13 protein-coding genes are annotated in these 12845 nt (G+C 43.6%); 8 read left to right on the top strand and 5 right to left on the bottom strand.

Annotated elements, in window-relative coordinates:
• Positions 1-5 precede the first annotated feature (5 nt).
• From ligA to cueR, 4 genes are all read left to right on the top strand, one after another.
• Positions 6-2018, top strand: a complete 2013-nt coding sequence (gene ligA / locus OCU90_RS13075; RefSeq protein ID WP_061024483.1) for an NAD-dependent DNA ligase LigA — start codon at positions 6-8, stop codon at positions 2016-2018.
• A 525-nt stretch (positions 2019-2543) separates the two neighbouring features.
• A complete protein-coding gene (locus OCU90_RS13070; RefSeq protein WP_061024481.1) occupies positions 2544-3644 on the top strand; it encodes a porin in 1101 nt (366 codons plus the stop codon).
• 97 nt (positions 3645-3741) lie between these two features.
• Positions 3742-4545, top strand: coding sequence for a DUF2057 family protein (locus tag OCU90_RS13065; protein ID WP_061024478.1), 804 nt, complete (start codon positions 3742-3744; stop codon positions 4543-4545).
• A 123-nt stretch (positions 4546-4668) separates the two neighbouring features.
• A complete protein-coding gene (gene cueR, locus OCU90_RS13060) occupies positions 4669-5061 on the top strand; it encodes a Cu(I)-responsive transcriptional regulator (RefSeq protein WP_017084100.1) in 393 nt (130 codons plus the stop codon).
• 582 nt (positions 5062-5643) lie between these two features.
• Here cueR and OCU90_RS13055 read toward each other — a convergent pair.
• The 5 genes from OCU90_RS13055 to OCU90_RS13035 all read right to left on the bottom strand — a co-directional run bounded on the left by OCU90_RS13055 (position 5644) and on the right by OCU90_RS13035 (position 10259).
• Entirely contained in the window at positions 5644-6093 is a 450-nt protein-coding gene (locus tag OCU90_RS13055; RefSeq protein ID WP_017079451.1) for an NfeD family protein, read from the bottom strand.
• A 3-nt stretch (positions 6094-6096) separates the two neighbouring features.
• On the bottom strand, positions 6097-7026 hold the full coding sequence (locus tag OCU90_RS13050) for an SPFH domain-containing protein (protein WP_004734251.1): 930 nt from the start codon (positions 7024-7026) through the stop codon (positions 6097-6099).
• Positions 7027-7223: 197 nt separating this feature from the next.
• Positions 7224-8078: a thioredoxin family protein gene (locus OCU90_RS13045; protein ID WP_017084098.1), complete on the bottom strand. Its 855-nt coding sequence runs from the start codon at positions 8076-8078 to the stop codon at positions 7224-7226.
• Positions 8079-8473: 395 nt separating this feature from the next.
• Positions 8474-9301, bottom strand: a complete 828-nt coding sequence (locus OCU90_RS13040; protein ID WP_061024476.1) for an SDR family oxidoreductase — start codon at positions 9299-9301, stop codon at positions 8474-8476.
• 43 nt (positions 9302-9344) lie between these two features.
• Positions 9345-10259, bottom strand: a complete 915-nt coding sequence (locus tag OCU90_RS13035) for a TIGR01777 family oxidoreductase (RefSeq protein ID WP_061024474.1) — start codon at positions 10257-10259, stop codon at positions 9345-9347.
• Positions 10260-10559: 300 nt separating this feature from the next.
• Here OCU90_RS13035 and OCU90_RS13030 point away from each other — a divergent pair, with 300 nt between their 5' ends.
• From OCU90_RS13030 to OCU90_RS13015, 4 genes are read left to right on the top strand one after another with little or no spacing between them, the layout of a single operon-like run.
• Positions 10560-11294: a DUF1538 domain-containing protein gene (locus tag OCU90_RS13030; RefSeq protein ID WP_048660868.1), complete on the top strand. Its 735-nt coding sequence runs from the start codon at positions 10560-10562 to the stop codon at positions 11292-11294.
• Entirely contained in the window at positions 11291-12085 is a 795-nt protein-coding gene (locus OCU90_RS13025; protein WP_017106104.1) for a DUF1538 domain-containing protein, read from the top strand. Before OCU90_RS13030 ends, OCU90_RS13025 begins: the two co-directional genes overlap by 4 nt.
• The gene (locus OCU90_RS13020; RefSeq protein WP_061024472.1) at positions 12075-12425 is read left to right on the top strand and encodes a P-II family nitrogen regulator; all 351 of its coding nucleotides are present in this window, start codon (positions 12075-12077) and stop codon (positions 12423-12425) included. The genes OCU90_RS13025 and OCU90_RS13020 overlap by 11 nt, the downstream gene beginning before the upstream one ends.
• Entirely contained in the window at positions 12422-12829 is a 408-nt protein-coding gene (locus tag OCU90_RS13015; RefSeq protein WP_061024470.1) for a CBS domain-containing protein, read from the top strand. Before OCU90_RS13020 ends, OCU90_RS13015 begins: the two co-directional genes overlap by 4 nt.
• Positions 12830-12845: the final 16 nt, after the last annotated feature.

Genomic DNA, 12845 nt, shown 5'->3' with positions numbered 1-12845 from the left:
ATGATATGAAAGAATCGATTCAAGTTACCTTAGAGCAGTTAAGAGAAACTCTGCATTATCACGCCGTTCGTTATTACGTAGAAGATAGCCCTGAGATCCCTGATGTCGAGTACGATCGATTAATGCAACAGTTGCTAAAGATCGAGGAAGAGAATCCAGAGCTTGTGACGGTGGATTCTCCGAGCCAACGTGTCGGTGGTCAGCCTCTCGATGGTTTCACTCAAGTGGCTCATGAGATCCCGATGCTTTCTCTGGATAATGCATTCTCTGATGAAGATTTGGATGCGTTTAATAAGCGTATGTCTGATAGAGCGCCAATGGCCAATCTTAAGACTTTCTGTTGTGAGCCTAAGCTTGATGGCTTAGCGGTAAGCCTACTCTATGTAAATGGCACCTTAGTTCAGGCAGCAACGCGTGGTGATGGTGCGACGGGTGAAAACATCACTGAAAACGTGCGTACTATCAGCTCTATCCCACTTAAGTTGCAAGGTGAAGGCTGGCCAGAGCGTATTGAAGTTCGTGGTGAAGTGTTTATGCCAAAAGCGGGGTTCGATAAGTTGAATGAGATGGCGTTGAAGAAAGGCGAGAAAGTCTTTGTTAACCCACGTAATGCCGCTGCAGGTAGCCTACGTCAGCTTGATTCTCGTATTACAGCGAAACGTCCATTGGCTTTCTACGCATACAGTGTCGGTGTTGTACAAGGCGCTGAGCTATCAAATAGTCACTATCAACGCTTTTTACAGCTTAAAGGTTGGGGCTTACCTATGTGCCCTGAGACTAAGCAACTGACCTCTCTTGAAGACGTGAAAGCCTATTACCAAGATATTATGACTCGTCGTGATGCGTTGGCTTACGAGATTGATGGCGTTGTTATCAAAGTCGACGATATCGCGGCTCAAGAAGTGCTTGGCTTTGTTGCTAGAGCACCACGTTGGGCAATTGCTTATAAGTTCCCAGCTCAAGAAGAGATTACCCTGCTCAATGACGTTGAGTTTCAGGTGGGCCGTACTGGCGCTATTACGCCGGTGGCTAAACTAGAACCTATCTTTGTTGGTGGTGTGACGGTAAGTAATGCCACGTTGCACAACGCTGATGAGATTGCTCGCTTAGGTGTGAAGGTAGGCGATAGCGTGATTATCCGTCGTGCCGGTGACGTTATTCCGCAAATTGTGGCTGTTGTACTAGATCGTCGCCCTGAAACGGCTAGAGACATTGTTTTCCCTGATGCTTGCCCTGTATGTAACTCTGCAGTAGAACGCGTTGAAGGCGAGGCTGTAGCGCGTTGTACAGGCGGTTTGGTGTGTCAGGCTCAACGTAAAGAAGCGCTTAAGCACTTTGTGTCGAGAAAGGCATTGGATGTTGATGGTCTTGGCGTAAAAGTGATCGAGCAGCTTGTAGACCGTGAAATGGTAGAAACTCCAGCCGATCTATTTAAGTTAAGCGCTGGCGTGATTACGGTTCTTGACCGTATGGGGCCTAAATCGGCACAGAATGTAGTGAGTGCGCTTAATAAAGCCAAAGACACGACATTAGCGCGTTTCCTTTATTCTCTAGGGATTCGAGAAGTGGGCGAAGCGACGGCTATGAACTTAGCTCAACACTTTAAGACGCTGGAGTTGGTTCAAGCTGCCACTCATGAACAGTTGGTTGAAGTGTCAGATATTGGTGACATCGTAGCAAGTCACCTCACGAGCTTCTTTTCACAAGAGAAAAACAGAGCCGTAGTCGAACAGTTGTTAGATCTAGGTGTTAACTGGCCTGCAATCGAAGCTGTTGCGGATGACCAAGAGCTACCGTTAGAAGGCAAAGTGGTCGTGTTGACGGGCTCACTGTCTAAATTAGGACGCAGTGAAGCGAAAGCCGCTTTGCAGGCTTTAGGCGCAAAAGTGACTGGTAGCGTGTCTAAGAAAACGGATATCTTATTCGCTGGTGAAGCCGCTGGTTCTAAACTGACTAAAGCACAAGATTTAGGTATCGAAATAAGAACAGAAGAAGATCTAATTGCACTTATTTCGTAAGTAAACCAAGGTAAAAAAAGCTCAAAAGCACTCCTTTAAAGGGAGTGCTTTTTTTGTGTCTGCTACAAATTAGATGTCTTTTTAATTGTTGAGAATTTTGTTCCTATACGAACTCTAAAATCAGGACAGTGACGCTGCTCAACATTAATGAAATACCATGGTGGTTGTATTGAAAATGCGAGTCACTTCTATGTTTACAAGGATGGCATTTATTTAAGTTGTTGATAGTTATTGTTTTTGTTGTTTTTGGTTGTGAGCTTTACAATTTATCGATCTGGATCACTAAGTACCTACTAAATTTGCACCAACTCATATTTTTTTAGATGAAAATTAAGTTCTCATTGATCTTTTTGAGGGCGAAGTTAGTCTTAATGCCATGGATGCACACGATGTGCATAACCAGAAAGGAAATAGAGAATTCAGAGTTTAGGGTTCTCAAACAAGAAAAGGTATTTCTCTCTACGGCGGCCAACTTTAGGCGGGGAATATTCAAACAGCTATATCCATTTTTAGGAGTTTTATTCCATGGAAAACAAAATTTTCAAACGTACTCTACTAGGTGCAACGGTTGCACTTTTATCGACAGGTGTAATGGCGAAAGAAGTTGGTATCAACTCTGACTTCAACGTTGACGTATACGGTGTTGCAGCTATCTCTTTAGTTAACTACAACACAACTGACAACAATGACTCTAGCTCTGGTTATGCTGTTGAGAATGAATCTCGTATCGGCTTCCGTGCTCACAAAGATATGTTTGAAGACGTTACTATCACAATGCAGATCGAATCTGGTTACGTAGATAGCACAGACTGGTCTCACGGTGGCGTTTCAGGCGGTGTTCTAGGTTTCCGTGATACTTTCGTTGGTGCTTCTGGCTCTTGGGGTAACCTACGTGTGGGTCGTGTTCTTACACCACTATACGAAATCGTCGATTGGCCATTCTCTAACCCTGGTCTAGGTTCTGTATTCGATTGGGGCGGCATCAATGGTCACTATGATCGTCAATCTAACCAAGTACGTTACGATTCAGCTAAATTTGGTGGTTTCTCTTTTGCAGCTTCTGTTGGTCGTGATGATAACGACAACGGTGGTGGTGCCGCGACTCGTGACGCAAACTTCGTTGGTGCAAGCGCTAAGTACAGCTTCGAAAAAGTGACATTCATGGGTGCTGTTGAATCGGGTACTCGTGTAGTCGCGGCTTCAGGTGGTGACTGGTCATTTGATGAAAATGGTAATGCAGAGCAAGCTCCGGAAGTTGCTGGCTACGATGATGATACGTTCGCATATATCGTTGGTTTCGAAGCAAGCTTACCTGCTGGCTTCGGTATCGCGGCAGCATTTAAAGGCGAAGAGCTAGACAACGGTATTCGCAAGCAAACACAAGATTCTTATTCTGTTATTGGTCAATACTGGAATGGTCCAATTGGTTTCAAACTGGGTTATGCAGCGAACCTAGAATCTGAACTTAACGGTAATAAAGAAGCTAACTCAGATAGCAACACTATCTCTGGTCAGCTAATGGCAGTTCACAACGGTTTCGTACCTTACCTACGTGTAGCGGGTCGTACTGTTGGCGACGCTGATACAGATATCGTAACTCGCGTTGGTCTTGAGTACGGTTTCTAAGCTAAAGTTATCAGCTTAAAATAGTTAAAGAGAATCAAAACGCTGGTAAATTATTTTGCCAGCGTTTTTCCATAGTGAACATAAGGAATTAGTCATAATGAATAAAGTTAGTGTAGTTGTATTATCATTATTTTTGGGAGCTTGTAGTTCACTCGATTCAAAAAGTAATTTTTCAGATTCAGTTGCGGATGTACAGCCTAAAGGTGGTTATATTCAGGTAACTGGGCAATCTTACGTTGCGGAAAGTAAAGCGAATGTTGGAGCAGACATCTTGAAATCGTCACTCTACTTTACGTACAACAAAGAAGTAACACAGAATTCGGCTCCAGAATCTTCAATTATAATGGATGTGAGCTACTTCCAGAGCTATAAAGAATATGAAACTGTAAGCTTTTTCGGCAAGACGATAGAGCTAGAAGAGAGACAGGTTCCAAGAGAAAGTTGCAGCGAGCACTGTACAAAGACTCAATATATTAAATTTCCATTAAGCGACGCTGATATCCAGCAAGCAAGAGAAAAAAATTTAGAGTTTACGCTTGATGGACAAAACTCAACAATGAGTACAAACTTTATTGTGCCGAAAGCGTATATCGACACGATCTACAATGGTGCGAATAATCATACTGCGATCGCGGTTGCCCCAGTAGCGGTACCTGTAGCAGCGGTTGTTGCTGAAGAACCAACAGCTTCACAAGCTCAAGAGATGGTTAACTACTGGTATGGACAAGCGACAAAAGAAGAGCAGTCTGCAGTGACAGATTGGGCATTCAAAAATCGTAAGAACGCTTCTCCAGCATCAATTGAAGGCTCAAAAGAAATCGAGATGGTTTCATATTGGTTCAATAAGCTAGACAGCGAAGAAAAGTCTCAAACTATGATTTGGCTGTTAGAGCAAGAGTAATCCTCTAACGTAAGTCTCTAGCTATGCTTTTCAACCGCAGTATTGTATAACAGCAGTACTGCGTTTTTTTGTTTTAGGTCGCGCTCTTTGTTTTAGGTAACAATTTGAATTGTAGGTAATAGAGTGAATATTGGTGAAGTAGCGAAACGTGTTGGTACAACAGCTAAATCCATTCGTTTTTACGAAAGTAAAGGCATGATGAGCCCACCACACCGATCAGAAAATGGTTACAGGCAATACGGCGATATTCATATCGAACAGTTAGAGTTCGTACTGAGAGCTAAAATGGTTGGATTCACTCTCGATGAGTGTAAGTCGCTTGTCGAGTTGGCAATGAATCCGAACAGACAAAGCTACGAAGTAAAGAAGAAGGCCACTCAGAAGTTAGATGAAATTGAATTGAAACTTGCTGAGTTAAATAAAATGAAGGCTCAGTTACAGTCTTGGGTGCATGATTGCCCGGGAGATGCTTCAAACGAATGCCCAATTTTGAACAATTTGTCAGGCCGAAAATAACATATTTTTCTTTAAAGCTCGCCTAGCAATCAAATAGTGTGTCAGGCAACAAAGAATATTACTTGCCTGACATTAGTTACCTATCAAAGCACCTTTCCGCCATAGTGTTTGCAGATCAGCAATGGCACATGAGTGACCGCGTTTCCATCTGAACACTTAACAATAGGCCCCATGTTTCCGTTACCTGGAGACTGACTGCTCGCCAGAGCGCTTCCGAATGTTAAGCTGAAAATAGCCGTTAGAATTATTAAAAGATGTCTCATACAAACTCCATTAGGTTTATCTCTAGTTGAGATAATTGAAAGTATGGACAAGGAAAAGAAAATTTCAAAAATTGGACGGACTTAACATTTTTAATAATTATAATTAAGGGAGAGTAAGGTTAACTATTCATATGTATTTTGGATAAGAAAACTGTCTTTCTTATATCTTTTTAGCTCAATCAAACTTTTTAGCTTTACGAAATAAGAACTTATTTTTTTTTCAATTCAATCTATCACAATGATAATTCGAATGTTCTTTGCTCTCTAAAGTTATTAAAGCCTACATTTATCGATAATGTAGGCCTAATATGTCAATTAGCTATAAAGGCTGGATTATTAGAATTATTCCGTCTAATGCCACAATCTTAATTTCTGTGCCTGATGGAATATCTTGGCTAGCTCTTGCTGACCAAGAAGAGTCTCCTACCTTAATTCGGCAGTTACCTCTTTTGACCTCTTCGGTAAGAAAAACAGTTTGCCCTACAAGTTGTTTTTCTCTTTGATTTAGCTCTCGCCCTGCGTCTGACTGCTTGTCATTCGATAGTTGTCTTCTCCACCACAACCAAGTGGTGATAAGTGAAAAACTCGCAAAGGACAACCATTGCATCTGCCAACCGATTGGTAGCGCGCCTAATAGCGCCCCGACCAACATGGCAGATATGCCTATCCACAAAAAGTAACCAGCAGTACCAACCAGCTCTAGGGCTAGCAGCGCTAGACCAAATGCTAACCAATGCCAGTGGTTTACTTGCTCTAGTAACTCGAACATAAGTTAGTCCTTACTACCCTTGTCGTTGCTTTGTGCAAACATCTCTGCGATACCTGCAACAGAACCCATTAGGCCAGTCGCTTCGAGTGGTAGCATGATTATCTTGCCGTTTTCAGCTTGGCCAATAGACTTCAGTGCGTCGGTGTAACCTTGTGCAATAAAGTAATTGACCGCTTGCATGTCACCTTGAGCGATGGCCGTCGACACCATTTCTGTCGCTTTAGCTTCTGCTTCTGCTGCACGCTCACGAGCTTCTGCTTGTAGGATTGCTGCTTGCTTTTGACCTTCCGCTTTTAAGATTTCTGATTGCTTATGACCTTCCGCTTTTAGGATCTCAGCTTGTCTGACACCTTCAGCCGATAAAATGTCGGCACGTTTGTTTCGCTCAGCTTTCATCTGGGCATTCATTGCGGCGGTTAAATCAGCTGGTGGCTGTACATCTTTGATTTCGATACGAGTAACTTTTACGCCCCATGGGTTAGTTGCTTCATCCACGATATTTAGCAGCTTGGTATTGATCATGTCACGCTGGCTAAGCATTTCATCCAGTTCCATAGAGCCAAGTACAGTACGGATATTGGTGAGGGTTAAATTACGGATCGCATGCTCAAGGTCATTTACTTCATAAGCCGCTTTCGGTGCATCGATAACTTGTACGAAGCAAACTGCATCAATCATGACATTAGCATTATCTTTGGAGATGACTTCTTGAGCTGGGATATCGAGAACTCGTTCCATCATACTGATGCGTTGTCCGACTTTATCGATAAATGGAATGATCAGGTTTAGGCCTGGTTTGAGTGTCTGTGTATAGCGGCCAAAGCGTTCTACGGTCCAGTTATTGCCCTGTGGAACGGTTTTGACACCAGCGAAAATGAACAGTAGTGCGACGACAGTAAAGACGCCAATAGTAATCAATGTATCAATAGCCATACAAAATCCTTTGTAAGTTTAAGTTTTTGATAGTTCACTATTGATACTGGCTCATATTTAAATTCTGAGCAAATTTATAAACGAGAAATGGGCCATAAAATATTGATTTTATGGCCCATTTTATATTGTTTCATTCGATAAACTAATTGATTAAATTGTCAGTTTTCGATGTTTAATCTAACGATTTTAGGGTTTTGTTAGTAAAGCAGAGAGTAAAGTTGTCGACGGTACTTACTGGCAACTGGGTTTCCTTGCCCAAGCGCACTTAAGATGTCCATGAACTCTTTTTTCATATCGCCATCGCAAGCATTTAGATCTTTTGCTAGGAAAGACCACAACAGCTCCATCGCTTCTTCGTTGCGGTTTACTTGGTGATATTGCAATGCTAACTCTGAGGCAGTCTTAGCATCATTCGGGTCTTGCTGCAGAGCGGTTTCTAATGCCTGTATTTCAGGGCTGTCTGCTGCTTGCTTGTGAAGTTCAAGTTTCGCGACTAAGCCTTTGTAGTAGTTGTCTTGGTACTCTAGAGGAATGGTGGCTAGTTGAGTTTCAGCAAGATCAAACTGTTGCGTTTCTAACAAACACTCTGCAATCGCCAGTTTTACTTCGCCTTTGCTTGTTAGCGCAGCTGGAAGTTGTTGCATTGCTGCCAGTGCTTGTGTGTGCTCACCTGCTTGCATTTGCTCTAGAGCTTGACGTAATGCAAGTTCATCTTGGCTAGGAAGGTGCTTGTTTAGCATTTCAACAATGGCTTCTAAGCTCTGAGGGCCACCAAGCCCATCGACAGGCTGACCGTTAACAAACAGTGCAATAGTCGGTAGTGCTTGAACCCCAAATTGGCTAGCAATGGCTTGCTCTTGCTCGCAGTTCAATAAAGCTAGGGTGAAAGCGCCATTGTATTGCTGAGTTAATGTTTGCAGTTCAGGAATGACTTGGGCGCTCTCTTGGCTCATTGGTGCCCAAAATTGGATGAGTACAGGGGTCTGCATCGAACCTTCTAATACTTGACGAAAGTTCTGCTCATTAAGTTCAACAATATGCGGAGATTGCATTTACGTTCCTTGAGGTTTGTTTATGGATACGTTGCAAATATGGGGGGATAAGTCGGTAACTTCAAGATCTAACTGGGGTATCTCAGGTAAAAAGAGACAAAAATAAAAAACGCTATGCTTCGATGTTGGTAGGATGTTTATCTCTACATAGAAGGCATAGCGTAATCATTGAGGTGGTCAGTGAGGTATTGCGTGAGATACTCAAAACAGAATAAACAACGTAATCGCCACACTCACACCTACCCAATTAAGGCGGTTTAAAGTCATGAAATATCCAGATTAGATTCACCAATTGGGAGTAATTGATGAGATAGGATAAATCATGACATCTTATTGTTACGGAAAAATTACATCGTTACATTAAAGTTTGCGACTGTGCATTCAAAGTTAGAAAATTATGCAGCTTTTCTCAAAATAGGGTCTAGCAAGCGACTCGGTAGAATTCTTTTCAATACCGCGAACACTTTAGTCGGGGTCGTAACTCGGTATCTTAGCTTTGGTTTCTCTGCGGTGAGTGCGTGATAAACTGGCTCAACACAACTTTCAGGCGGAAGAACAAAAGCGTTGTTCGATGACTCCTTTTCGAGTCGGTCTTTTTGTTGTTGGTAAGCGTCTTGGTGAGCACTGCCAGAAATGTTGATCCATTTATTGAATGCTTTCAGGGCATTGGTTCTAAATTGAGTCTCAATTGGCCCAGGTTGTAGTAACGAGATGTGTATACCGCTGCCATGCAACTCTAAACGCAAGGTATCCGTCCAGCCTTCAATCGCGAACTTTGACGCATTATAAGCGCCACGATATTTCATTGCGGCAAAACCTAATACGGAACTGTTTTGCACTATTCGGCCTTCACCATGTTCGCGCATGTGCGGGAGGATCTGACAAACAAGATGATGCCAACCAAAGAAGTTGGTTTCGAATTGCTCCCTGAGCCCCTGGGTCGGTAAGTCTTCTAGCGCGCCTGCTTGACCGTAAGCGCCGTTATTGAATAACCCATACAACCCGTTAGGTGCGAGTGCAATCGCAAGCTTGGCGCCATTCTCGATACTCTCTTGGTTGGAAAGATCTAATTGAATACAAGTGAGGCCTTCATCTTGAAGGCGTTGAACATCTTGTGGGTCACGGCAAGATGCAATGACATGAAAGCCGCGTTTTTGAAGTGCATGAGCACATGTATAGCCAATGCCTGTTGAGCAACCAGTGATAAGAATCGACTTGTTCACACTTAATCCTTTATTAGAGTCTCTATCGCTTTAGAGTAAAGAATTAGTCTTGATGTTGTAACAAGTTTTTTAGTGCTGGTTCGATTCTTGAATAACTAAAGATAAATCCCATTTCAGTGAGCTTCTTTGGTTTAGAACGAATGCTGTCAAAAAGCAGACAAGAAGATTCACCCATCAGAAGCGACATTGCCCATTTAGGTGTGAACAAGAAATGCGGTCGGCGTAGTTGTTTGGCGAGTGTGCTGCTGAACAGTTTGTTGGTGACAGGGTGCGGGGCACACATATTAAATTCCCCTTGAGCGTGAGGCATCGACAATAAGTGGTTGATGGCTCTCACCATATCTAGCATGTGAATCCAAGGCATATATTGCTCGCCTGAACCTAGCGGTCCACCAACTCCGAGTTTGTACGGCATAAGCATCTTTTTGAGCGCACCGCCATTTTCACCAAGTACAATACCTGTTCGCAGTAGTATCACGCGTGTGCTTTCTGATTGTGCTCTCTTGGCTATCTCTTCCCAATGCGCGCAAACTTTGTGAGGGAAGCTTTCATCTTCTACTTGTAGTGATTCGTCAAACGGATGTTGCTGTTGATCACCATAGTAACCCACGGCTGAGCCGCTAATAAAAGCCTTCGGCGGGTTGCTGCTGGCATGAATTAATTCGACCAGTTTTTCAGTAATGTGCCAACGGCTGTTACAGATCCTCTCTTTTTGCTCCGCACTCCAACGCTTGTCAGCGATAGGTTCGCCAGCAAGATTGACCACTACATCGAAGTCATTGAGATCGCTGAGTTCATCAAGAGATTGAATGTAATGAAGGTTATTCTGGTTCAGATGATTTAGGTTTTGCTTCGCTTTTTCGGGGCTCCGCGTCAACAATGTCACGTCGTCAGTATTCCAACTTTTGACCAATTCAGAACCAATAAATCCCGTACCACCCGTTAACAATATCTTCATACCAATCTCCCTATTAAACATAATTATAGACATGGCTTGTTTTTGAACGCCAATCAATACGAAAAAATCACTATAACGATCAGTTGGTTTCAATCGTGTGATACCTAAATTACGCCGTATCAATTTACGAAAGAATGAAATTAAATTCATCAAGTTAGGATGTATACCGCTATCACACTTATGGACTTTACTCGGATATGTTACCAACTGCGTAATATTTGTCACATAAGGAATGATAAGGATTTGCCATGATTATTAGTAATTAATAACCAGACACAATTTCAATGACTAGGAGTTGCGATGACGGCTGTGCTTGCTTTGTTTCGAGCCATGTTAGGTAGTCTAAGGGATCTCTTGCCGATCGTGGCGGTGATTGCTTTCTTCCAGCTTGCTGTTTTGCAAGAGCCACTCCCTCATCTTTTGTCTATTCTAACTGGCTTAGTGCTGGTGGTTTTTGGACTGACTTTTTTTATCTTTGGCCTTGAAATGGGTCTGTTCCCAATTGGCGAGTCGATGGCTCAAGCTTTTGCTCGTAAGGGGAGCGTGTTTTGGTTATTGACCTTCGCTTTCTGTTTAGGCTTTGGCACCACCATTGCAGAACCTGCGTTAACCGCGGTGGCGGCTGAAGCAGCGGAAGTGGCTGCCGAGGGAGGCGTCATCCCCAATACGTTAGATGAAATGGAAGAATATGCAGATGGTCTGCGTTTCACGGTAGCGTTGTCGGTGGGGATCGCCATCTTACTTGGCGTGCTGCGGATCTTAAAAGGTTGGCCAATCCAGTACATGATCATCGGAGGTTATATTGGAGTGGTGGTGCTCACTGCTTTCGCCCCTGAAAACATCATTGGGATTGCGTATGACTCCGGCGGAGTGACAACATCGACGATCACCGTTCCGTTAGTGACAGCGTTGGGAGTGGGTTTAGCCTCTGCGATTAAAGGGAGAAATCCGATGATTGATGGCTTTGGCTTGATCGCCTTTGCTTCACTGCTGCCGATGATGTTTGTCATGGTCTACGGGATGGTGGTGACATGATCAGTGCTCAGCAATTTATCGACACCTTTCTTGGCACTGTCATGGATGTGATTCCGATTGCGGTGATCATCTTCGGTTTTCAATTAGCGGTGCTGCGCAAGCCAGTGAATAACTTAGGCAAAGTGCTGATAGGTTTCTTTTACGTCATTCTTGGGTTGTCCCTCTTTTTGATGGGGTTGGAGCTCGCGTTGTTTCCTCTAGGGGAGACAATGGCCATGCAATTGACCGAGCCCAGTTTTTTAACTGAGTTCAAGATCAGTTCAGGTCTTACCTTGGCTTGGTTTGATTATTACTGGGTTTACCTTTTCGCGTTTTGTATTGGGTTCAGTACCACGATAGCCGAGCCCTCTTTGATTGCAGTGGCGATTAAGGCGAACCAAGTATCTGGTGGCAGTATCAGCGTGAATGGTCTGAGAATCGCTGTGGCATTAGGCGTTGCCATCGGTATCTCACTTGGCAGCTACCGTATCGTTGCGGGCGATCCTATCCATTACTACATTATTTGTGGTTATGTCATCGTGGTGATTCAAACCTTTTACGCCCCCAAGCTCATTATTCCATTGGCTTACGATTCAGGCGGGGTGACGACATCTACCGTGACTGTACCTTTAGTGACGGCTCTTGGGCTTGGGCTTGCTTCAACCGTACCGGGGAGAAACCCAGTAATAGACGGTTTCGGCTTAATAGCGTTTGCCAGTTTGTTTCCGATCATCTCAGTGATGAGCTACGCCCAAATAACACAATGGTTAAACCGTTTACACACCTCTAAGGAGAGCAAAGATGCGCTTTAAACTTATCTTAGCGTTTGTAGAAGAGAGTAAGACAGATACCGTGCTCGATGCCGCGCGTGATGCGGGCGCAACCGGAGCAACCGTGATTAATAATGCCAGAGGGCAGGGCTTAAACCAAAAGCGCACCTTCTTTGGTTTAACGTTAGAGGTACAAAAAGATGTGTTGCTGTTTGTGGTTGAAGAGCATTTGGCGAGGCATATTTTAGAAACCATTGGTGAAGTCGGGGAGTTTGACCAAGAGCCAGGACAAGGAATAGCTGTCCAGATCGATGTGGAAGATGCTGTAGGCGTTGCGCACCAAGTTGAGACATTAACCAAGGTTGTGGAGGATGAACTATGAGTACCAGTGAAAAGATCCGTGTGGGCGATGTAATGGCCAATACTTACGTGATTATTGATGGGCTAACCACGGTGTTGGAAGCGATTGAGATGGCGAAAAAACACCAAGTGAAAGCGATCATCGTCGATAAACGTCATGAGGATGATGAGTACGGCATCGTGTTGATGAATGACATCGCCAAAAAAGTACTGGCTAAGAACCGTTCACCAAAGCGAACCAACGTTTATGAAATTATGACTAAGCCGGCCTTGAGCGTGTCTGCTGAGATGAACGTAAAGTATTGCGCTCGCCTGTTTGAACGCTTTGGTATCAGTCGCGCGCCAGTAGTTCGTGATAACAAGATAGTCGGTATGGTTAGTTACAATAATATCGTGATCAACGGTATGGCGAGAGATGACGTGTAGCATTTAGATACGTACA

It is taken from the genome of Vibrio splendidus (genome assembly GCF_024347615.1).
In the GTDB taxonomy this organism is placed as follows: domain Bacteria; phylum Pseudomonadota; class Gammaproteobacteria; order Enterobacterales; family Vibrionaceae; genus Vibrio; species Vibrio splendidus.
The sequence above is the reverse complement of the archived record's forward strand: the minus strand, read 5'-3'. Positions and strand labels throughout refer to the sequence as shown.